The sequence below is a fragment of the Sphingomonas aerophila genome, assembly GCF_014199305.1.
GTDB classification, from domain to species: Bacteria; Pseudomonadota; Alphaproteobacteria; order Sphingomonadales; family Sphingomonadaceae; genus Sphingomonas; species Sphingomonas aerophila.
Genome location: NZ_JACIJK010000007.1, coordinates 57101 through 79223, shown reverse-complemented (window position 1 = coordinate 79223; position 22123 = coordinate 57101). Strand labels below are relative to the sequence as shown.

The following is a 22123-nucleotide window of genomic DNA, read 5'->3' as shown; positions in this document are numbered from 1 at the left end:
GATCAACCTTCGGCGGCGGCCTCCGCCTCGACATGTTCGATCAGGTCGAGCACGTCCTGGATCAGCCGCCGCATCGCTTCACGCGCGCCATCGGGATCGCCACGACGGATCGCCTCGGCCACAGCCGTATGGTCGGCGATGTTGGCCGTGCGTCCCTTTACCCGGTTGGTGAAGCGGATCGACTTGCGCAGCGCGGTTGCCACCACGTCGCGGAACTGTCCGTAGAACGGGTTCTTGGACGCGTGCAGGATGGCGATATGATACGCGATATCTGCTTCCAGCGGGTCATCGAACCCGCGCTCCGCCGCCTTCATCCGCTCCAGCCCCGCCGTGATGTCACGCTGGTCGGCCGGGCTCGCGAAACGGGCGGCGAGAGCGGCCGCTTCCGGTTCTATCGCGACCCTGAGTTGGTTGAACTGGACCAGCAGCTCCACCGAGAACGTCCGTTCCAGCAACCAGCGCAGGACATTCGTGTCGAACAGGTTCCACGAGCTCGATGGCTGCACCACGGTACCCAGCCGGGGGCGGGCGCTAAGCAGCCCCTTCGCCGTCAGCATCTTCACCGCCTCGCGCGTTACGGATCGACTGACGCCATATTCCTTTGCCAGGTCAGCCTCAGTCGGGAATCCCTGCTCCGCATAGGCGCCCGTAACGATCGCTCGACCAAGCCGGTCGAGCATACCATAAGTTAGATTACGGCCGAGTGCAGGCCGCTCGCCGAGGTTCGGGCTCACCGCCAGAGATGCCATGGACGCGATTGTGTCTTTGATTCTGCGCCCTGTCACCCCTGACTCGCTAGACAGACGATATATATCATATAAATCGAGCTGAGACGAAGCGAGCCGGCCCGCCGACCTACCGGACTCGGTTATGCCAGGAGAGGCGCCCGAATGAACCTGTCGACCCTCGATATCACTGTTGTCGTGCTGTACGCGATCGGCATCTTCGGCCTGGCGCAATGGGTCAGCCGCGAGAAGGCCGGTCACGCCAAGAATACGTCCGACTACTTCCTGGCATCAAAGAACCTGCCCTGGTGGGCGATCGGCGCGTCATTGATCGCGGCCAACATCTCCGCCGAACAGATCGTCGGCATGTCGGGGTCCGGTTATGCTATCGGGCTGGCTATCGCTTCCTATGAATGGATGGCGGCCCTGACGCTGCTGATCGTCGGCAAATTCTTCCTGCCAATCTTCCTGAAGAACGAGATCTACACCATGCCGCAGTTCCTGGAACGGCGGTACGGCAAGAACATTCGCACGCTGATGGCCGTGTTCTGGCTAGCGCTGTACGTGTTCGTGAACCTCACCAGCATCATCTGGCTCGGCTCCATTGCGGTGACCAAGGTCGCGGGCGTCGACCAGACACTGGCGCTGGTTATCCTGGGCGTGTTTGCGCTTCTTTATCAGCTCAAGGGCGGGCTAAAGGCGGTAGCGTTGACCGACATCGTCCAGGTCACGCTGCTGGTGCTTGGCGGCCTGGTCGTCGCCTATCTGACGCTCGGCAAGATCGGTGGCGACGCGGGCGTGATTGGCGGATGGAACAAGCTCACCACCAGCCTGCCCGACCATTTCAACATGATCCTCGACAAGAGCGACCCGCACTACATGGACCTGCCGGGCCTTAGCGTGCTGATCGGCGGCATGTGGATCGCGAACCTCAGCTATTGGGGGTTCAACCAGTACATCATTCAACGTGCTCTTGCCGCCAAGTCGCTTGGCGAAGCGCAAAAAGGCGTGCTGTTCGCGGCCTTTCTGAAGCTGCTGATGCCGCTGATCATTGTTCTGCCCGGCATTGCGGCGGTGCTGCTCGCGCCCGATCTGCCCAAGCCGGACGAGGCGTATCCGACGATGATGCGCTTGTTGCCCACCGGTCTGCTCGGCCTGGTGTTCGCAGCGCTGGTTGCGGCGATCATCGCGTCTACCGCATCCAAGATCAACTCGATCGCGACCATCTTCACGCTCGATCTGTACGCGAAGTTTCGTCGGGTCCCGACCCAGGCCGAGGATGCCCACGGCCGTGCGGCGAATGAAAGCGCAGCGGGGCACCAGGATGAGGAACGGCACCTGGTGATGGTCGGCCGCATCACTGCCGTTGTCGCGATCATCATCGCCATTATCGCGGCCAAGCCGCTGGTGGGCGCTTCCGAACAGGCGTTTCAGTTCATCCAGGAATTCACCGGCTTCTTCACGCCGGGCATCACGGTGATCTTCCTCGCGGGCCTGTTCTGGAAGCGGGCCAATGAAGCGGGCGCGATCGCGGCGGCTGTGGCGTCGGTGGTGCTTTCCTATCTGATGAAGGTGATGGCCCCGACGGTGCCGTTCATGGACCGGATGGGGATCGTGTTCCTGATCTCGCTGGCGCTGTGCGTGGTGGTCTCGCTCGCCACCCCGCAGCGGCCCGGAACCGACACGATCGACACGGGCAGCGTCCGCTATGGAACCCGGACCGGGTTCAACATCGGCGCCGTCGGTATTATCCTGATCCTTATCGCGCTCTACGCGACGTGGTGGTGACGATGAAGTTCGTATCGCGGTTCCTGGCGGTTGATTGGGGCACCACCAACCGCCGCGTGTTTCTGGTCGAGGATGGCAAGGTCACCCGCACGTCCCGCGACCCGAAAGGCGTTACTGCCGTGTCCGCGGGGAGCTTTCCTGCTGAAGCACAGGCGATCCGTGCCGAGTTCGGCGAATTGCCAATGCTGATGGCGGGTATGGTTGGCTCGACCCTCGGCTGGCAGGTCGCGCCCTATGTGCCCGCCCCGTGCGGGATCGCGGAGATCGCCGGAAACCTGTGCTGGATTGACGATCGCACGGCCATCGTACCGGGCATCTCCGTCGTCGACGGTGGCCGCGCCGATGTGATGCGCGGTGAGGAAGTGCAATTACTTGGCGCGGTCGCTGCCGGGCTGGTTCCCGGCGACGCGCTGCTCTGCCACCCAGGTACCCATTGCAAATGGGTGACCATGACGGACGCCAAAGTGACAGCGTTCACGACCGCGATGACGGGTGAGCTTTTTGCGCTGTTGAAGAAGCACAGCGTGTTGGCGCGCCAGCTTGCTGCCCCCGTCAACCCAGGTCCCGCCTTCCTGGCCGGGGTTGAAGAAGGGGGCCGACGCGATCTCGCTGCCTCGCTGTTCGGTGTGCGCGCGGCCAAGATGCTGAACCTTCGCAACGACGAGGACTCGGCCGCCTTCACGAGCGGCCTCATCATCGGCAGTGACGTCGCAGCGCGAGTCAGCGGTGCGTCCGAAGCGCCCGTGTATATTCTTGCCGACCCGAACCTTGCCGCCCTGTACAGTGCCGCGGTCGAGGCACGAGGCGGCACGGCAATCGTTGTGGACGGAGAGGCCGCCTTTCTTGCCGGCATCATTGCGATCGGAAAGCACCTGTCATGACCATCCTTGCCGACTTCGACGCCGCGTTTGCGCGCTGCCCCCTGGTGGCGATCCTTCGTGGGGTTCGGCCTGACGAGGTTGATGCGATCGGCGACGAGCTGGTCGATGCAGGCTTTACCCTGATCGAAGTGCCGATGAACTCGCCCGATCCACTCGACAGCGTCGCGCGCCTTGCCCGGCGGCTGGGGGACAAGGCGGTGATCGGCGCCGGCACCGTCCTGCGGGCCGGCGATGTCGCGCGAGTGGCGGAAGCGGGCGGCACCATGATCATTTCGCCCAACGCCAACACCGACGTGATCCGGGCCAGCGCGGCCGCCGGCCTCGTCTCGCTGCCGGGCATTTCCACGCCGACGGAGGCGTTCGCGGCCATCGACGCCGGCGCCACCGCGCTCAAGCTATTTCCCGCCGAGGGCACCAGCCCGTCGGTGATGAAGGCGATGCTGGCCGTATTGCCAAAGGGCATCCGCCTGTTGCCGGTAGGCGGCGTCGCGCCAGACAATATGGGGCCCTGGACGGCGGCGGGCGCCGCCGGCTTTGGCCTCGGCTCCGCGCTTTACAAGCCCGGTCTGACCGCCGCGGAGGTCGGCACCCGCGCGCGGGCGTTCGTCGAGGCTCTGAAGAAGACCTGACCGGCCGGCGCGATCCTTACGAGATGCGCCGCGCCAGTTCCTTGTTCACGCCCAGCGCGATCAGGGTGCCAAGCGCCCCCGACAGCAGATAGGCGCCGGCTGCGAGCAGCCCGAACTGGCTTGCGAGCAACAGGGCGACCAGCGGCGCGAAGGCGGCGCCGACCAGCCACGCAACGTCGGACGTCAGCGCCGCGCCCGTGTAGCGCCGCGCGGTGGCGAAATTCGCGGCGACCGCGCCGGACGACTGCCCGAATGCCAGCCCGAGCAGGATAAACCCTGTGACCATGAACACGATCTCGCCCCAGCCACCGCCGTCGAGCAGCTGCGGCGCGAAGCCACTGAACACCGCGATTCCGGCCGCCGAGACGCCCAGCAGGTAACGCCGGCCGATCCGATCCGCGATCAGACCGGAGGCAAGAACCGCCAACAGGCCTACGGCGCCCCCGATCATCTCAATCCCCAGGAAGCGGGCAGCACTTTCCTTGGTGAACAGCGCAACCCACGACAGCGGAAACACGGTCACCATGTGAAACAGCGCAAAGCTCGCCAGCGGAGCGAAGGCGCCAATCACGATGTTGCGCCAGTCGGTTCGTACCGTGTCGAGCACGCGCGACGGCTCCAGCTCGCGGCTCTCGAACAGCGCGGTATATTCGGGCGTCGACACCATGCGCAGCCGGGCAAACAGGGCCACCACGTTGATCGCGAACGCGACAAAGAACGGATAGCGCCAGCCCCAGTCGAGAAAGTCTGAGTTCGACAACGTACTGACGAAGAACGCGAACAGGCCGCTCGCCACGATCAGCCCCAGCGGCGCGCCGAGTTGCGGGATCATGGCATACCAGCCGCGCCGGTTCTCGGGCGCGTTGAGCGCGAGCAGCGACGACAGGCCGTCCCATTGCCCGCCCAGTGCGATGCCCTGGCCGATCCGGAATACCGCCAACAAAATTGCCGACCAGACGCCAATCGTCTCGTAACCGGGCAGGAAGGCGACCGCCGCAGTGGAGCCGCCGAGCAGGAACAGAGCAATGGTCAGCTTGGTGCCCCGCCCCAGCGCCGCGTCGATGCCAAGGAACAGCAACGACCCGATCGGGCGCGCGACAAAGGCCAAGGCAAAGATCGCGAAGGAATAAAACGTGCCCGTCAGCCGATCGACATACGGGAACACCAGCGCCGGGAAGACCAGCACGGACGCGATCGCATAGACGAAGAAGTCGAAGAACTCGGACGTCCGCCCGATCACCACCCCGATCGCGATTTCCGCGGGCGCGATGTCGCCGTGGCGCGCATTGATGGCGCGGGCGTCACGTTCGGCGAGCTGAGAGGCGGTGGCAGCGTTCATGGTCATCGTTCCTGGACCGGCTTCTCGGTCGATCTTAGCCCCTTTTGCACCAACGCGGGCCTCACGCCCATTGGACAAAATGTCCAATGTCGCAGTGCAGCACACCGGCCTATCTCGCCCCCATGCCCGCTCGCCGACCTTTCAAGCGCCTGATCGCCGCCGCCCTGCTGCCCGCCTTGCTGAGCGGCTGCGACTTGGTGGTGATGAACCCCATGGGCGATGTCGCGATCCAGCAGCGCAACCTGGTGATCTTTGCGCTTGCGCTGATGCTGCTGATCGTGATCCCCGTGATTGCGCTCGTCGCACTGTTCGCGTGGCGATACCGCGCCAGCAACACCGACGCGCGCTATGAGCCCGATTGGGACCATTCGACCCAGCTGGAGCTGGTGATCTGGTCCGCGCCGCTGCTGATCGTCATCGCACTAGGCGCCGTTACCTGGACGGGCACCCATCTGCTCGACCCGTATCGTCCGCTGGAGCGGTTGGATGCCACCCGCCCGGTCGCGGCCGGCACCAAGCCTTTGCAGGTTCAGGTGGTCGCGCTCGATTGGAAGTGGCTGTTCATCTATCCCGAATATGGGATCGCGACCGTCAATGAACTCGCCGCCCCTGTCGATCGGCCGATCCAGTTCCGGCTGACCTCGTCGAGCGTCATGAACGCCTTCTACGTGCCGACGCTCGCCGGCATGATCTACGCGATGCCGTCGATGGAAACCAATCTCCATGCGGTAATCAACAAGCCGGGCAACTATGCCGGCTTCTCCGCCAACTACAGCGGCGCCGGCTTCTCCGGCATGCGCTTCCGCTTTCATGGGCTGGACGACGCCGGCTTTGCCGCCTGGGTCGCGCAGAACCGGAAAGCGCCCCTGCCCTTGTCGCGCGCAAACTACCTGAAGCTCGAGAAGCCGACCGAAAAGGTGCCGGTGATCCGCTTCGGTCGCGTCCAGCCGGGCCTGTTCGACGCGGTGGTCAACCAGTGCGTGCGCCCGGGAACGACGTGCATGAGCGACATGATGCGCCGCGACGTGGGTGACAGCGCCGCCATGACGCACATGCCCGGCATGGGAATGCCGCAACGGCCGCGCCCGCAGTCGCCACTCACGACCAGTGATGCGGGCGCTGCCCCGCCGGCCAAGCCCGCCGACATTCGCCAGCGTGGACCCGCAGCGCCTGACCAGTCGCGCACGCCGCACCAGAAGCCCCTCTAAATGGCCAGTCCGATGACAGTTTCTCCGTTCGCCGTCAGCCCGCTGTTTGGGCGGTTCACGCTCGAATCGTTGCCGCTTCACGAGCCCATCGTGGTCGCCACGTTCGTGGCCGTGGCGCTGGGCGGCGCCGCGTTGCTCGCCGCGCTCACCAAGTTCAAGCTGTGGGGCTATCTCTGGAAGGAGTGGTTCACCAGCGTCGACCACAAGAAGATCGGGATCATGTACATGATCCTCGGCATCGTCATGCTGCTGCGTGGCTTTTCCGACGCGATCATGATGCGACTGCAACAGGCGATCGCGTTTGGCGGGTCGGAGGGCTATCTGAACGCCCATCACTATGACCAGGTGTTCACCGCCCATGGCGTGATCATGATCTTCTTTGTCGCCATGCCGATCGTGACGGGGCTGATGAACTATGTCGTCCCGCTGCAGATCGGCGCCCGGGACGTGTCCTTTCCGTTCCTGAACAACTTCAGCTTCTGGATGACTGCCAGCGGCGCGGTGCTGGTCATGATGAGCCTGTTCGTGGGCGAGTTCGCTCAGACCGGCTGGCTTGCCATGCCGCCCTTGTCAGGGATCGCGGCAAGCCCGGGCGTTGGCGTCGATTATTATATCTGGGCGTTGCAGATCGCGGGCGTCGGAACCCTGCTGTCGGGGGTCAACCTGATCGCGACCATCGTCAAGATGCGCGCGCCCGGCATGTCCATGATGAAGATGCCGATCTTCTGCTGGACTTCGTTGTGCACCAACATTCTAATCGTTGCAGCCTTTCCGGTGCTGACCGCCGTTCTCGCGCTGCTCAGCCTCGACCGGTACGCCGGCACCGCCTTTTTCACGAACACGCTCGGCGGCAACCCGATGATGTACGTGAACCTGATCTGGATCTGGGGCCACCCGGAAGTGTATATCCTGATCCTGCCGATGTTCGGTGTGTTCAGCGAGGTGACCTCTACCTTCTCGGGCAAGCGGCTCTTCGGCTACACGTCGATGGTCTATGCAACGCTGGTCATCACCATCCTCGCCTATCTTGTCTGGTTGCACCACTTCTTCACCATGGGATCGGGCGCTAGCGTCAACAGCTTCTTCGGCATCACGACCATGATCATCTCGATCCCGACGGGAGCGAAGATCTTCAACTGGCTGTTCACCATGTACCGCGGCCGCGTGCGCTTCGAGCTGCCGATGATGTGGACGGTGGCGTTCATGATCACCTTCACGCTGGGTGGGATGACGGGCGTGCTGCTGGCCGTGCCGCCGGCAGACTTCGTGCTGCACAATTCGCTGTTCCTGGTCGCGCACTTCCACAACGTCATCATCGGCGGTGTGCTGTTCGGCGCCTTCGCCGCGATCAACTACTGGTGGCCCAAGGCGTTCGGCTTCAAGCTGGAGACGACGTGGGGCAAGCGGTCCTTCTGGCTCTGGGTCAGCGGCTTCTACTTCGCCTTCGTCCCTCTTTATGTGCTGGGCCTGATGGGCGTGACTCGGCGCCTGCGCACCTTTGACGATCCCAGCCTCCAGATCTGGTTCATCATCGCAGGGTTCGGCGCATTCCTGATCGCGCTCGGCATCGCGGCGATGCTGGTCCAGTTCTATGTCAGCATCCGTGATCGCGAACAGCTGCGCGATGTGACGGGCGACCCATGGAACGGCCGCACGCTGGAATGGGCGACCTCGTCACCCCCGCCCGACTACAATTTCGCTTTCACGCCGGTTGTGCATGATGGTGACGCCTGGGCGGACATGAAGGCGCGCGGCTACCAGCGGCCCATCAGCGGCTATCGCCCAATCCACATGCCCAGCAACACGGGCACGGGCGTGATCCTGGCCGCGCTCAGCGTCGCCTTTGGCACGGGCATGATCTGGTACGTCTGGTGGCTGGCAGTGGTGAGCATCGTCGGGATCCTGGCGGTCGCGATCGGCCACACCTTCAACTACAAGCGCGACTTCTACATCCCGGTCGAGGACGTCACCCGGCACGAGGACGCGCGAACCACCGCGTTGATGGGGGCTGTGGCATGAGCGAGATGGCCGGAGTAAACCGCGACCTCTTCCACCTGCCCGAAGAGCCGCACCATCCCGAGGGGTCGAGCACCATGCTCGGCTTCTGGATGTACCTGATGAGCGACTGCCTGATCTTCGCGATGCTGTTCGCGACGTACGGCGTGCTCGGCACCAGCTATGCGGGCGGGCCGGGGCCCAGGGAGTTGTTCGACCTGCCGCTGGTCGCGCTCAACACGTCCATGCTGCTGCTTTCGTCGATCACCTATGGCTTTGCCATGCTGAACATGACGGAGCGCCGGCAAGGCCCGATGCTGGCGTGGCTGGCGGTCACCGGGCTGTTCGGCTTGGCGTTCCTTAGCATCGAGCTCTACGAGTTCGCTCACCTGATCCACGAAGGCGCGGTGCCGCAACGTAGCGCGTTTCTGTCGTCCTTCTTCACCCTAGTCGGCACGCACGGGCTCCACGTCCTGTTCGGCACGATCTGGCTGGTGGTGCTGATGGTGCAGGTGCGGCTGAAGGGACTGATCCCGGCCAACTGCCGCCGGCTGATGTGCCTCAGCCTCTTCTGGCACTTTCTGGACGTCATCTGGATCGGCGTCTTCACCTTTGTCTACCTGATGGGAATGCTGCGATGAGCGCTGCGGGGCATGGCCAGGGCAATACGGCCGCTCACGATCACGCCGACCACCTGAACGAGGAAGCGCACGGGTCGCGCAAGGGTTATTGGGCAGGGTTCGCCCTGTCGGTCGTGTTGACCGCCGTCCCGTTCTGGCTGGTCATGACCAGGCCGCTGACCGCCCAAGCGACGGCCATGATCATCATGGGGTTTGCGGCGGTGCAGATGATCGTCCACATGATCTTCTTCCTCCACATGAACCGCCGGGCGGAGGGTGGCTGGTCGATGATGGCGCTGTTGTTCACGATCGTCGTGGTGGTGATCTCTCTCAGCGGCTCGCTTTGGGTCATGTACCACATGAACGAGAACATGATGCCCGCCATGGATATGAGCCAGGCGGGATGAATCCGACCGGCCGCCTCGTCGTGCGCGGTGCGGTCGCGGTGGTGTGGATCGGTGCCGTCGCGCTGCTGCTGGCGCTCGGCACCTGGCAGGTACAGCGGCGCAGTTGGAAGCTGGACCTCATCCACCGGGTGGAAACGCGACTGTCGGCGGCACCGGTGCCGGCACCACGCAGCGCGGGACCAGACGATGCGTATCGGCGGGTGCGTGCCAGCGGCAACTTCGTGGTCGGTCGCGACAGCTTCGTCCAGGCAGTGACCGATCGCGGCGCGGGCTGGTGGGTGCTGACGCCGCTGAAGACGCCGGACACCACGATCCTCGTCAACCGTGGCTTTGTGGAGCGTCGCGCCGCGACACCGCCGCCCCCGCCCGGCGAGGTGACCATCCAGGGCCTGTTGCGGCTGAGCGAGCCTGGCGGTGGTTTCTTGCGCAGCAACGTGCCCCACCTCGACCGCTGGTACTCGCGCGATGTTGCCGCGATCGCCAAACGGCGTGGGCTGGGACAGGCTGCGCCTTATTTCATCGACGCCGATGCACAGCCCTCCGCCAAGCCGGGTGACCCGATCGGCGGGCTGACCGTAGTGCGGTTCACGAATAATCACCTGGCTTACGCGATCACCTGGTACATGCTGGCGATCATGACCGCGGCAGGGTTCGTATACTGGATGTTCGGCCGGCGCCGCGTCGACAGACCACGCCCGTGACCTCCGCTGCCGTTATGCACCGCGCCGTTGCCGGACGCCAAAACATGCTGCAACTCGTGCAGCTGCGCTGGCTGGCGGTCGCGGGGCAGCTCGCCACCATTCTGCTGACCGAATTCGCCTTCGGCATCGCGCTGCCGATGGCGCCAATGCTGAGCGTGCTGGCCGCCCTGGTGCTGCTCAATGTCGCCAGCCTCACCGCCGTTCGGCGGGGCAGTTCGATCACCAATGTTACGCTGCTGGGCGCGCTGCTGCTCGACGTTGCGGGCCTGTCGGCGCAACTGTTTCTGAGTGGTGGCGCGACGAACCCGTTCGTGTCGCTGTTTCTGCTGCAAGTGGTGCTGGGGTCGGTGCTGCTCGACCGCTGGTCCAGCTGGGCCCTGGTTGTGGCGACCAGCATCGCCTTTGCCATCCTGACCCGCTTCTACCTGCCCATCGCGCTTCCGGCCGGGTTCGACCGCAGCCTGTTCGCCCTGCACATTCAGGGAATGTGGGTTTGTTTCGCGCTGGTGGCCGTTCTGCTCGTGATGTTCGTAACGCGGATCAACGGCAATCTGCGCGCGCAAGATGCGGTGCTCGCATCGATTCACCGTCAGGCCGTCGAGGAAGAGCATATCGTGCGCATCGGCATGCTTGCCTCCGGTGCGGCGCACGAATTGGGGACACCCTTGTCGTCGCTGTCCGTCATCCTGGGTGACTGGCGGCACACAGACGCAATCGCGGGCGACCCAGAGCTAGTCCGCGATGTCGAGGACATGCAGGCCGAGGTTCAGCGCTGCAAGGCGATCGTGACTGGTATCCTGCTGTCATCGGGCGATCCCCGGGGTGAGGCATCGGCCGCCACCACCGTTCGGGAGCTGTTCGACCGGGTCGTCGCCGACTGGATCGCGGCGCGGGACTTCCAGGCCCTGCGCTACCAGGACCAGTTCGGGGACGATGTGCCGATCGCATCGGACGTCGTGCTCCAGCAAGCGGTGTTCAACCTGCTCGACAATGCGGCGGAGGTTTCCCCGCGCGGCATGGACGTGCTGCTGTCGCGCAACGATGACGAGCTGATCCTCGCCGTCCGCGACCAGGGGCCGGGCTTTCCGGCAGAGCAGCTCGCCAATCTCGGCAAGCCCTACAACAGCAGCAAGGTGGAGCTTGGCCGGGGGCTTGGGCTGTTCCTGGTAGGCAATGTAGCGCGAAAGCTGGGCGGCACCTTGTCTGCCGCGAACATGACGTCTGGAGGGGCAGAGGTGACCATCCGCCTGCCGCTGACCGCCCTTGAACTGAAGGAGCCGGCGTGACGGACCAGCCGTTGCTGTTGATCGTAGAGGACGATGCGGTGTTCGCGCGCACCCTGCAGCGATCGTTCGAACGGCGCGGCTATTTCGTCATTGTCGCGTCCGGCCCCGACGAAATGGCTGCGTTGCTGGTTCACCAAACACCCGACTTCGCTGTTGTCGACCTGAAGCTCGCCCAATCGTCAGGGCTCACCTGCGTCGAAGCGCTACATGCCCATGATCCCGAGATGATCATCATCGTGCTGACCGGCTATGCAAGCATCGCGACCGCGGTCCAGGCGATCAAGCTGGGCGCGACCTCGTACCTGGCGAAGCCCGCCAACACCGACGAAATCGAACGCGCCTTTGGCATGGTCGAGGGAACGACCGATGTTGCGGTCGGCACGCTGCCGACGTCAATCAAGACGCTGGAATGGGAGCACATCAACGAAGTGCTTGCCGCCACCGACTTCAACATTTCGGAGGCCGCGCGCCGCCTTGGGATGCACCGCCGGACGCTTGCACGGAAGCTGGAAAAGCGCCGCCTCACCTGATCGCCGGGGTGAGCCGGTGCGGTCAATCCATATACGCTGTTTCGACCTCGACCAGCGAAGTCAGCTTGGCGAGCAGGTTCTCACAATCACCGTCTGCGGGCGCGCCCAGGTCGACCCTCACGACCAATCCGGCATGGTGGAACTCGGCACGGACGTTGCGCACGTCCACGTCCCGCTGCTCCAGGATGTTGAGCACCCGCAGTAGCACCGGCATCGAGGTGGCGGCCCTTATGGTCAACTGCGTATCCGGCGTCATGCGGCCAACCAGCGCTTTGCCGGCGCGCTGCCACCACGTTCGATCACGGCATAAGCGACCCGGGCAGCCGCATGTTCAGGTGTGACACCGTCGCGCTCGGCAGCGTCGAGCACCTCCGCCAGACGCGCTGCAACCCCGTCGACCCGCGTGCTGACCTCCCCTTCCGTCCAGGACAGATACTCGCCCGCGACATTGATGATGCCGCCGGCGTTGACCAGATAATCGGGCGCGTACAGCACGCCGCGTGCCGCTAGCAGATCGCCAACCTCCGGCGCGGCGAGTTGGTTGTTGGCAGGACCACAAACGACTCGCGCGCGCAGGCTCGCTGCCGTGACCAGGTTCAGCACGCCTCCAAGGGCACAGGGTGCGAACACGTCGGAGGGCACCTCTGCGATCGCGCGCGACGACACCAGGTCGGCGCCGAAGCGGGTCGCTGCCCTGGCGGCAAGGTCCGATCGGCATTCGGCAATCACCAGTTTGGCGCCCGCTGCATGGAGCAGTTCGCACAGGGCGAAGCCGACATGGCCGACGCCCTGCACCGCCACGGTCAGGCCGTCGAGACAGCGGCCGAGACGCCGTTTTACCGCCACCTGCATGGCCCCGAACACACCACGGGCCGTCCAGGGTGACGGGTCGCCCCCCGGGTGATCCGGCCGTCGGGGAAGCCCCGCAACGTGGCTGGTCTGCGACCGCACCAGCGCCATGTCATCGACGCTGGTACCCACGTCCTCCGCGGTGAGATAGGAGCCACCGAGGTTTGCGACCGCGCGGCCAAAGGCGTCGAACAACCTCGTCCGGCTGAACGGCGCAGCGGGCAACATCAGCACTGCCTTGCCGCCACCCAGCGGCAGGCCCGCAAGCGCGTTCTTCATGGTCATGCCCGACGCAAGCCGCAGGGCGTCGATGCTGGCCGCCGCCTCATCCGCATATTGCCACAAGCGGCAGCCGCCGGCAGCAGGCCCCAGCACGGTTGAGTGGATGACGATGAAGCCGCGCAACCCGGACTCGGGGTCGTTCAGCCGGACAACCGACTCTGGCGGCAACAAATCTTCCACAATCCTGCTCCCATGCTTTGAAGCGGAAGGATAGGCCGGCCAGCAAAGATAATCCGACCTTTGTGTCGGTATTTTGTGGCATGTTCCGGACAAACATACCTGGTTTGAGCAGAAGAGAGGCTGAAATGACCGTCACGCTTGACGACGCTGAACGCCGTATCCTTCGCGTGATCCAGGAGGATGCGGGCCTGCCGATCGCTGCGATCGCGGAGCAGGTGGGATTGTCGCCGTCCCCGTGCTGGCGCCGCATCGACCGTTTGGAAAAGCTTGGCGTCATTCGCCAGCGGGTCACCTTGCTGGACCGTCGCCAGGTCGGACTTAATGCCCATATCTTTGCGCAGGTTAAGCTGAACGCGCATGGTCGCTCACACCTGGACGAGTTCGCCGATGCGATCCGCGCCTTTCCTGAGGTGCTGGAATGCTATGTCCTGATGGGCTCGGTCGATTTCCTGATGCGCATCGTCGCGCAGGACATCGAGGCATATGAACGATTCTTCTTCGACAAGCTGTCGCGCGTTCCGGGCGTGCAGGAAGTGGTGTCGACGGTGGCCTTGTCGGAGATCAAGTCCACCACCGTGCTGCCCGTCTGATCGGGGCCGCGGCCTCCCGCGCCGGTAAGGGAGGCCGCGCGCCCGCTCTCAATAGTTAAGGTTGAAGCTGGTCAGCTTGCCCATCCAGGCGAGCCACAGGATCCCGATCAGAGCCGCGCAGACGACGGTCGCCCGCACCCGCGCACCCCAGTTGCGATCCGGTTTCCAGCTCAGCCAGAGATTCCAGATCCCGACAAGCGCGCCGGCGATCGGCACGATCTGCGCGACCTGCAACAGCCTGATCCAGCCATCGAGCGAGCTGTTATAGACCTGCACCTCGATCTTCAGAATCGGCGCCAGGATGATGTACCACCCCGCCAGATAAGTCAGATCGCCCCAGGCGGCGGCACGCACCAGTCGCTTGGCCAGCAACGGCCGCCCGGTCAGCACCGGCTTCGCGCGATACCGTCGGCGCAACCACCAGGCGAGCGGCCAGGCGATCGCAGTCAGCAGCAGAACAGCGACGGACAGGCCCGCGATCCAGGTGTTCAGGCGACCGTTTCGCGACAGCGGGGCTGCCCGCATGAACTGGACCGGGTTATTGCTGTCCATGATATTGCGGCGTCCGTCGATCTCCACGATCGCCAGTTGGCGGGTGCCGCCCACCTCCCGCCACAACCGGGGCGCGACTTCGCGGAATGACTTGCCCACGATCGACGACACGCTGACCGTGCCGTCAGGATTGGCGGAAACGACGTCTTGCTGAAGCAGGTAGAAGATGCCGATAAACCCGGTCTGCACCCGCCTGGAAGTTTCATAGTGTCCAGCCAGCGCCGCGGCATCCGCAGAAGCGCTGGCGATGGCTGGAGGCATCACCGGCGTGGACGCGGGAAAGTATCGGTCCATGAACAGGTCGATCAACCGCTCCCGCGCGCCATAAACGGCGTCGTTTTCCCCACGGCTGTTGAAGCTGACATAGATGCCGACCTGTTCCTGGGGCAGCAGTTCAAGGTCGGTGTGGAACACCACCGTGTCACCGCCATGGCCGAGCATCACCCGGCCGTTACGCTCTGCCCGGAAGAAGCCATGGGCAAGCGTGTCGAAGCCCGGCCTTGGTGCTACCGCGGGACTGTGCATCAGGCGTGCAATGTCGGGACGCAGGATCTGCGCGTTGCCGTAGCGGCCATCCTGTAGGTGCGCGATCATGAACGCCGCCATGTCGCCGCCCGTGGTGCTGACCGCTCCCGCCGGAGGGGTTCCGACCAGTTCGAATGCGGCAGGCGGCCCGTCACTCTGCCGATAACCCTTGGACGCATTCCGGGCGAGCGACGGGGGCAATGGCTGACGCAGAGTCGTGTGTGCCATGCCCAGCGGCGCCAGGATGTGACGTTCCACATATTCGTCGAACGGCTCGCCCGACACCCGTTGCACGATATAGCCGGCCAACGTGGTGCCATAATTCGAATAGGCCGGCACCTCCCCCGCAGTGAACAGTTGCGGGCGCCGGTTCTCCTTCAGGTAGCGCTCGGTCGTTTTCAGCAGTTTGGGATCCGTGGTGAGCAGGTCCTTGATGCCTTCCTCGAACCCGCCGCGATGCCGCATCAGGTCATTCATCGTGATCGCGCGGCCGCCACGCGGCTCGACGTGGAAGTCGAGGTAGCGGTTTATGTCGGCGTCGAGGTCGATCTTGCCGGCCTGCACCTGCTGCATCACCGCGGTCCAGGTGAACAGTTTCGATGTGGAGCCGATACGCATGGTGGTGAGGTCGACGTTCATCGGCGTCTTGGCCGCGACATCCGCCATGCCATAGCCCTTCTTGAACAGGACCTGCCCGTCCTTGACGACGACGACCTGCGCGCCCGCGATCTTTCCTGCCTGCAACGAGCCCGGCATGAAGCCGTCGAGCCATGCGCCGACATCGGCCGCCGTCAGCGGGGGCGGGCCAGGGACGACCGGCGCTGTCGAGGTTTCCGCAGGGGGTGTTGCGGGCCGCGGCGCGACCGGCAGATCCCGCTGCGCGAACGCCGCTGCCGCGATCAGCAGCCCGCCCAGCCCGGCCAACCAGCGCCGGCTCACTTGACCGCTCCTGCCGGGGTGAATTCCAGCTCCTTGTAATCAAAGCTGAAATCCGCGATCGGAGACACCGGCTTGGCCGTGATGCGCGACACCTTGCCCTCCGCGTCGAGCGCAAAGGTGAGGTAGGCGGGCTCGATGCCTGGATCATCGAAGCGGGCGATGAAAGTGTCGTATTGATAGTGCGTCAGCCGCCCAGTCATCCTTGGCGTCGTGGTGAAGTCGACGGTCAGACCCCTGGCATCGGACCCGACCGCCAGCGTCCCGTACCACGGGTCGGTATAGCGACCGGTGTAGCGCGCGACGGGCAGGGATGGCCCAACCTTGGCCGGCGCTGCCGTTTGTTGCCGGATGGCAGCTTCCGCACCCGCGATGCGATTGCGCTTGAACGCGGCAAAGCGGGTCGGCCAGTCTTGCTTGGGCAGGCCCAGATAATGGTCCAGCAGTTCGTACATCAGGCCATAGCGCGGCTCGATCTCTTCGCTGTTCACGGCAATGGCGAAGCCGACGTTTTTCTCCGGCAGCATTACCACCACCGTGGTGAAGCCGAACAGGCCACCCGCATGCCAGATGACCTTTGCGCCATGATAGTCGCGCACGTCCCAGCCCAAGGCATAGGATTGATAGCTCGGCGTGATCTCCGCGACCGGAGCCGGATAGGGCTCGATCGGCATCGGCGTGACGGGCGTCCACATTTCGGCTGCCGCTGCCTCGCTGTACAAGCGCCCCTTACCCTCCGGGAGGGCGCCATGGGCAAGCTGGATCTGCAGCCAGCGCGCCATGTCGTTGGCGCTTGCCGCGATCAGCCCCGCTGGCGCCCCCGCCTGGCCCAGACGATCCCGCTCGTCGAGCAGCTTTATCGGCCCGGTGCCACGCACGCCACCGCCGACGCGGCCGTGTGGCTGCGCGCGTTCCGGGGCGGTGAGCTGGCGGTTCAGCTCCGCCGTCGCGTCGGGCAACCCCGCCGGCTTGAATACATGATCGCGCATATATTCTTCCCAGCTTTGCCCGCTGACCACCTCGATCAGGCGCCCGGCCACGACGTAGAGGATGTTGTCATAGGCATAGCCGCTACGGAAACTTGTCGCGGGTTTCAGAAAACGCAGGCGCCGAACGACCTCGTCACGCGACAGCTTGCCGCGTGGCACCAGCATCAGGTCGCCCGCCCCCAGCCCCAAGCCGCTGCGATGGACCAGCAGGTCGCGCACCGTCATCTCTCGCGTGACCCAGGCGTCGGCCATCTGGAAGCCCGGTAGATGGTCGATCACCTTGTCGTCCCAGCCGATCTTCCCCGCATCCACCAGGGTCGCGAGCGCGGCGGTGGTGAAGGCCTTGCCCGTCGAGCCGATCATGAACAGCGTGTCGGCATCGACCTTGGCCGGCGTGCCGAGCTTCCGTACGCCATAGCCCTTGGCAAGCACGACCTTGCCGTTTTCCACGATGGCGATTGCCATGCCTGGCGTGTCGCTCGCCGCGCGGATCGCCTCTGCTCGGGCGTCGAAGCCGACGGGCACCTCCGCCATGGCGGGAACCGACGCGAGCAACAGGGGAAGGGCCAGGATGGTGCGCTTCATGACGGTGTCTCCGACAACACCGCCGGGCTCACGGTCCGCCGAAGCGCGACCGTGACCAACAGCGGCAGGACATAAAGAAGGATCAGCGCCCAGGCGAGCGCACGGTAGCCCGAGGCGATCAGGGCCACGAGCCCGACACGCTCGGCGATCAACATGCACGGCGCGAGCAGCGCGAAGGCGGCAAGGGCGCGGTTCAGCGGGCCAAGCGTCAGGCGACCGCCGCTTGCCCGCGCGATCCGCTCGTTAACCGCGTGTACCGCGCCAGATCCGCTTTCGAGCAGAGCGGCAAAGATCATGAGCTGAAAGACCGAGTGGAAAAGCGGGCTGCCCAGCCGCGCCAGCATGTAATCCGACGGCAGCACTGCGGCCCTGATGTCGGGCAGGAAGGCGGTCATGCCGACAAAGAACAACAGTGCCGGCAGCATGGCGAGCGGTGCCGCGATCAATCCTGCGGCCACCGCATCGCGCCCCGAGCGAAAGTGGCGCGTCACAGGCAGCACGATCACCGCACCGACGATGTTGTATCCGGCATAGGTGATTCCGCCGAGCGGCCAGGTGCCTGACGGCGCGGGCGCGGCGGCAAAGGCGGCCCCGATCCGCTCTCCGGTACCCGTCAGGACGAGCAGCAGGAACACCGCATAAGTGGCATAGAGCAGCACGGAGACCCACACGAAGATCCGCTCCACCCCGGCATTGCCCCAGGCAACGCAGGCGATGATCCCGCCCATCAGCGCCAGCGTACCGGCAAGTGCCGGCACTCCCAATGTCGCGCGGGCAATCTCCCCGGCCGCGGCGCCGAACACCGCCAGGATCAGCACCAGGAACACGGCATAGGTCACCTCAAAGGCGATCCATCCGCGTCCCAGCAGTTGTTGAAAGAAGCTGCGGTAATCACGCGCGCCGATCTGGTGAGCGAACCAGAAGGTCGCGGCCGCCACCATCGCCCAGATCAGCATGGCCAGCAACATGGCGGCGAGCCCACCCCAGGGCCCCGAAGGCAGGAAGAACTCCGCCAACTCGCGCCCCGTCGCATAACCGCCGCCGATCACAACAGCCTTGAAGGCCAGCCCCGGCAGGACGAACCGGCGGAACCGGTCGGTCCAGGCGGGGCTCAACGGCATGCGTCGAGCAACCGGTCGAATGCAACGCCGCCCCGGATCGGATCGGCCGCGGGAAGGCCCAGACGGGCGCTTGTTTCCTCGATTTCCCGGTTCGCGTCCTTGGGGCTCATCCGACCGGTGTTCAGGCTGACCCCGACACAGCGGATCGCCGGGCTCGTCAGCCGGCCAAGCGCCACCGTCTGTTCGATGACGGCTTCGATGGTGGGCAGTTCCATGCCCGCGGTGCCCAGGATCTGCCGGCGCCCGGGTTCGTGACAGACCACGAACTGGTCGGGCTGGCTGCCATGGAGCAGCGCAAGCGACACCCCGGCATAGGCGGGATGAAACAAGGACCCCTGCCCCTCTATCACGTCCAGATGATCCGGAGCGGCATCGGGGCTGAGCAGTTCGGCCGCACCCGCCGCAAAATCGGCGATTACCGCGTCAATCGCAATGCCCTCTCCGGCAATCATGATCCCGGTCTGGCCGCTAGCCCGAAAAATGGCATCGACCCCGCGCTCGCCAAGGCCACGCGCAAGGGACAGCGCGGTGTATTTCTTGCCCAGCGCGCAATCGGTGCCGACGGTCAGCAGGCGACGCCCCGTCCGCTTGCGACCGCTTGCGACCGGCAGATTGGGCGGCGGCACGCGAAGGTCGATCAGGCGGGTGCCGGCCCGTGCGGCAGCGTCACGCAACTCTTCGATATTCTGCAATCGGCTATGCATCCCGGCGACCAGGTCGAGCCCCGCTTCGATCGCCGCCAGTAGCTCGCGGACCCACGACGGCGGAATGACACCGCCCTGATTGGCGACCCCGATCACCATGGTGCGCGCTCCGCTCGCGGCTGCTTGCGCCGGGGTCAGGCGAGCAAGACCGGTCGATACCGTTGCATCGGGCAAGGCATGTTCGCCAATGCAGCGGTCGCCAGCCCAATCGCGCAACCCGAACGCCGTCTTGGCGAAGCCGGGCTCCGTCACATCGCCGAGGAACAACAGGTAAGGCGCCGCGAACGCATGCACCGCCCCCGCGCGATCCCCTCGGCCAGAGAGGGAGAAGGTCACGCCTAGAACCCCGCGCCCAGCGTCAGGCCGATCACGCGCGGCCGGATCACGCCGGTCTGCAAGGCCCCGAACGGAACGTTCCCTTCACCGGTGACGCTGGTCTTGCCGACCGAGTTGGTCAGGTTCTTGGCATATGCCTCGATCGAGAACTTGCCGAAATCCACCCCTGCCCGCAGGTCCACGACCGCATAGGACGGGATCCTGTACTGGCGCCCGGTCAACGCGATCGCGGTTGGGCTGTACGGCCCGGTCTGCTCACCCACGAAGCGTAGAGAACCGCCGACATAGACATCGGTCTTGCCGGCGATCCGCCATTGGTAGTCCTCGTTGACGGATACCGCGTACTTCGGCGTGAACGGCAGCCGATCGCCGTCGCGGCCGCCGATCAGCGGATCGGTGTCGTCGCGCAGCTTCGCATCGGTGTAGGCACCGTTGACGGAGACGGTGTAGCCGCGGGTCGGCCGCATGGTGGCGGTGAACTCGACACCATCGCTCTTTGCCTTGCCCCCGTTTGCGTTGACGCCGAAATCGCCGATCTGCGCGAACAGCTGGATGTCCTTCCAGGCGATGTGGAAGGCGGCGATGTCGATTGCGAACTGCCGGCCGGGCGTCTCTGCCTTGACCCCGACCTCATAGCTTACCAGCGAGTCCGACCGATACGTCCTGACGTCGGTGGGCGCGTTGGGGGGCACGATGTTCGGGCCACCGGGACGGAAGCCCTTGGCGGCGCGGGCGTAGAGGGCGGCCCGTTCATTGAACTTGAACTTGGGCGCGACCTGCCAGGTGAAGACATTCTCCTTGGACGCCGATGACAAGGTCGGCGGGGCAAGCAGGCCGCTGCCACCCTGGTTCGCATCCTGGTCATTGTGGCTGTAGCGCCCGCCCGCGGTCAGGTCGAACTTGGGCCCGAGGTGCAGCGTGCCGTTTGCGAAGCCTGCAATTTCCTCGTAGCGCGATCGGGTGAAGATGTCCGCCAACTGCGGCAGCAGCGTCGACAGCGTCAGCGTGCCCTGATCATAAACGTCGATCCGCTGCAGGATCGCGCCCTTTTCATGGTTGTAGTAGCCACCCAGCAACCACTCAAACGTGTCGCTGGCGGGGGAGGCAAGCCTCACCTCCTGCGTGAAGCGCTCAACATCCGTGTGCTGAATCAGGCCCAGGTCGGCCGCGGGCCCGGTCGCATCATCGTACAGACCAAGCAGCGCGCCATATTGCACGGTCAGATCGTCGCGCAGCGACTCCTTGGACGTGCTGTAACTGGTCGAGGAAGTCAGCGTCGCAAAGCCGAGGTCCAGATCGGCGGCGCCGTTGTACAGCCGGTACGCGATGTTGGTGTATTCGGGAACATACTGCGATTGGGTCAGCCCGCCATACAGTGTCTTCAACGTCACGGGATCGCTCGCGACATAGCTCGCCGCATCCGTGTTGAGGTTCTGGAGGATCGCGGTCAGCCGGATCGACAGGGCGTCAATCGGCTTGAACAGCGCCGACACGCGGCCGCCATAGCTTTTCGATCCGTTGATGTTTCTGGCGACGTCAGACCCGCCGGTCCCGACCGAGTCGATGTACCCGCCATAGTCCCGGTAGAAACCGGACGCGCGCACCGCGAGCGTGCTCGACAGCGGCAGGTTGACCACCGCCGATCCCATATAGGACAGGTCGCCGCCATCGACCGCCTCGATGCTGGCGCGTCCCCTCGCCTCCACGCTGGAAGAGCTGGGCGCGGTCGTGACAAACTTCAGGACGCCACCCAGGGAGCTCGCGCCATACAGGGTACCTTGCGGGCCGCGCAGAACCTCCACGCGCGCAACATCGAACGTGTCGAACTCGCCTGCCAGAATGGCGGAATTGACCTGCCCGCTGGACGACCCGAACGGCGTTTCGTCGACGTAGGTCGCAACCGTTGCCGCCACGCCGCCGGTGTTGATGCCGCGCAGCACGATGCGTGCCTCACCTGGGTTGCTCTGTGCCAGCTGCAGCCCCGGCACCAGCTTGGCGTAATCCTGGAAGCTGAAGGCCTGTTGCCGCTCCAGCGCCTCGCCACCGATGACCGTGACGGACTGGGGCACGTCGATAAGGACCTGCTCGCGCTTCTGGGCGGTGACGACCACGTCTTCGGCATAGCTGTTGCCGGCTCCGTTGGTGGACGCACCGCCGCCTGCCTGGGTGCCCTGAGTCGTTCCCGTTGTCTGCGGGCCAGTCGGGACAGCGTCCGATGTGACACTCGCTGGGGCTACCGGCCCGGTCTGAGCAGCCGCGGTGCCCGCGAGCAGTCCCATGATGACCACCCCCGAAACGGAGGCCAAGAGACGAGAAGCTTTCATCACGCACCCCCTTTAGTCCTGTTCAGAGATGGTCTGTCCTG

General features: G+C 64.8%; 20 protein-coding genes. 11 read left to right on the top strand and 9 right to left on the bottom strand.

Annotated features, from left to right (window positions below; genetic code table 11):
* Positions 1–2: 2 nt before the first annotated feature.
* Positions 3–749 (bottom strand): FadR/GntR family transcriptional regulator, encoded by a 747-nt coding sequence (locus FHS94_RS12000; protein WP_184058144.1) that lies wholly within the window; start codon positions 747–749, stop codon positions 3–5.
* 141 nt (positions 750–890) lie between these two features.
* Here FHS94_RS12000 and FHS94_RS11995 point away from each other — a divergent pair, with 141 nt between their 5' ends.
* Genes FHS94_RS11995 through FHS94_RS11985 form a run of 3 tightly spaced genes read left to right on the top strand, consistent with a single transcriptional unit; the run spans position 891 to position 4023 of the window.
* The gene (locus tag FHS94_RS11995; RefSeq protein WP_184058141.1) at positions 891–2513 is read left to right on the top strand and encodes a sodium/sugar symporter; all 1623 of its coding nucleotides are present in this window, start codon (positions 891–893) and stop codon (positions 2511–2513) included.
* Positions 2514–2515: 2 nt separating this feature from the next.
* Positions 2516–3394 carry a 2-dehydro-3-deoxygalactonokinase gene (locus tag FHS94_RS11990; RefSeq protein ID WP_184058139.1) on the top strand — a complete coding sequence of 293 codons (879 nt, stop codon included), beginning with the start codon at positions 2516–2518 and terminating at the stop codon, positions 3392–3394.
* A complete protein-coding gene (locus FHS94_RS11985) occupies positions 3391–4023 on the top strand; it encodes a 2-dehydro-3-deoxy-6-phosphogalactonate aldolase (RefSeq protein ID WP_184058137.1) in 633 nt (210 codons plus the stop codon). Before FHS94_RS11990 ends, FHS94_RS11985 begins: the two co-directional genes overlap by 4 nt.
* Positions 4024–4039: 16 nt before the next feature.
* On the opposite strand, the gene FHS94_RS11980 is transcribed toward FHS94_RS11985, so the two are convergent.
* A complete protein-coding gene (locus tag FHS94_RS11980; RefSeq protein ID WP_184058134.1) occupies positions 4040–5362 on the bottom strand; it encodes an MFS transporter in 1323 nt (440 codons plus the stop codon).
* A 122-nt stretch (positions 5363–5484) separates the two neighbouring features.
* Here FHS94_RS11980 and cyoA point away from each other — a divergent pair, with 122 nt between their 5' ends.
* Genes cyoA through FHS94_RS11945 form a run of 7 tightly spaced genes read left to right on the top strand, consistent with a single transcriptional unit; the run spans position 5485 to position 12109 of the window.
* Complete coding sequence (gene cyoA / locus FHS94_RS11975) at positions 5485–6570, top strand: ubiquinol oxidase subunit II (RefSeq protein WP_184058490.1); 1086 nt, start codon at positions 5485–5487, stop codon at positions 6568–6570.
* 12 nt (positions 6571–6582) lie between these two features.
* Positions 6583–8589, top strand: coding sequence for a cytochrome o ubiquinol oxidase subunit I (gene cyoB, locus FHS94_RS11970; protein WP_184058132.1), 2007 nt, complete (start codon positions 6583–6585; stop codon positions 8587–8589).
* Positions 8586–9206: a cytochrome o ubiquinol oxidase subunit III gene (gene cyoC, locus FHS94_RS11965; protein ID WP_184058130.1), complete on the top strand. Its 621-nt coding sequence runs from the start codon at positions 8586–8588 to the stop codon at positions 9204–9206. Before cyoB ends, cyoC begins: the two co-directional genes overlap by 4 nt.
* Positions 9203–9592: a cytochrome o ubiquinol oxidase subunit IV gene (cyoD, locus tag FHS94_RS11960; RefSeq protein WP_184058128.1), complete on the top strand. Its 390-nt coding sequence runs from the start codon at positions 9203–9205 to the stop codon at positions 9590–9592. Before cyoC ends, cyoD begins: the two co-directional genes overlap by 4 nt.
* Positions 9589–10293, top strand: a complete 705-nt coding sequence (locus FHS94_RS11955) for an SURF1 family protein (protein ID WP_184058126.1) — start codon at positions 9589–9591, stop codon at positions 10291–10293. The genes cyoD and FHS94_RS11955 overlap by 4 nt, the downstream gene beginning before the upstream one ends.
* Before the next feature lie 44 nt (positions 10294–10337).
* Entirely contained in the window at positions 10338–11579 is a 1242-nt protein-coding gene (locus tag FHS94_RS11950; protein WP_184058488.1) for an ATP-binding protein, read from the top strand.
* Positions 11576–12109, top strand: coding sequence for a response regulator (locus FHS94_RS11945; RefSeq protein WP_184058124.1), 534 nt, complete (start codon positions 11576–11578; stop codon positions 12107–12109). Before FHS94_RS11950 ends, FHS94_RS11945 begins: the two co-directional genes overlap by 4 nt.
* A gap of 22 nt (positions 12110–12131) precedes the next feature.
* On the opposite strand, the gene FHS94_RS11940 is transcribed toward FHS94_RS11945, so the two are convergent.
* Entirely contained in the window at positions 12132–12365 is a 234-nt protein-coding gene (locus FHS94_RS11940) for a hypothetical protein (RefSeq protein ID WP_184058122.1), read from the bottom strand.
* Entirely contained in the window at positions 12362–13420 is a 1059-nt protein-coding gene (locus FHS94_RS11935) for a Glu/Leu/Phe/Val family dehydrogenase (protein ID WP_343055265.1), read from the bottom strand. Before FHS94_RS11935 ends, FHS94_RS11940 begins: the two co-directional genes overlap by 4 nt.
* A 125-nt stretch (positions 13421–13545) precedes the next feature.
* On the opposite strand from FHS94_RS11935, the gene FHS94_RS11930 reads away from it, so the two are divergent.
* Positions 13546–14010 carry an Lrp/AsnC family transcriptional regulator gene (locus FHS94_RS11930; RefSeq protein ID WP_184058120.1) on the top strand — a complete coding sequence of 155 codons (465 nt, stop codon included), beginning with the start codon at positions 13546–13548 and terminating at the stop codon, positions 14008–14010.
* A gap of 48 nt (positions 14011–14058) precedes the next feature.
* Here FHS94_RS11930 and FHS94_RS11925 read toward each other — a convergent pair whose 3' ends face one another.
* Genes FHS94_RS11925 through FHS94_RS11905 form a run of 5 tightly spaced genes read right to left on the bottom strand, consistent with a single transcriptional unit; the run spans position 14059 to position 22082 of the window.
* Positions 14059–16026: a serine hydrolase gene (locus FHS94_RS11925; protein ID WP_184058118.1), complete on the bottom strand. Its 1968-nt coding sequence runs from the start codon at positions 16024–16026 to the stop codon at positions 14059–14061.
* Complete coding sequence (locus FHS94_RS11920) at positions 16023–17597, bottom strand: serine hydrolase (RefSeq protein WP_184058116.1); 1575 nt, start codon at positions 17595–17597, stop codon at positions 16023–16025. The genes FHS94_RS11925 and FHS94_RS11920 overlap by 4 nt, the downstream gene beginning before the upstream one ends.
* Positions 17594–18718, bottom strand: a complete 1125-nt coding sequence (locus FHS94_RS11915; RefSeq protein WP_184058114.1) for a YkvI family membrane protein — start codon at positions 18716–18718, stop codon at positions 17594–17596. Before FHS94_RS11915 ends, FHS94_RS11920 begins: the two co-directional genes overlap by 4 nt.
* Complete coding sequence (locus tag FHS94_RS11910) at positions 18709–19758, bottom strand: DUF1611 domain-containing protein (RefSeq protein ID WP_184058112.1); 1050 nt, start codon at positions 19756–19758, stop codon at positions 18709–18711. The genes FHS94_RS11915 and FHS94_RS11910 overlap by 10 nt, the downstream gene beginning before the upstream one ends.
* 2 nt (positions 19759–19760) lie before the next feature.
* Entirely contained in the window at positions 19761–22082 is a 2322-nt protein-coding gene (locus FHS94_RS11905) for a TonB-dependent receptor (RefSeq protein ID WP_246348592.1), read from the bottom strand.
* Between the last annotated feature and the right edge of the window lie 41 nt (positions 22083–22123).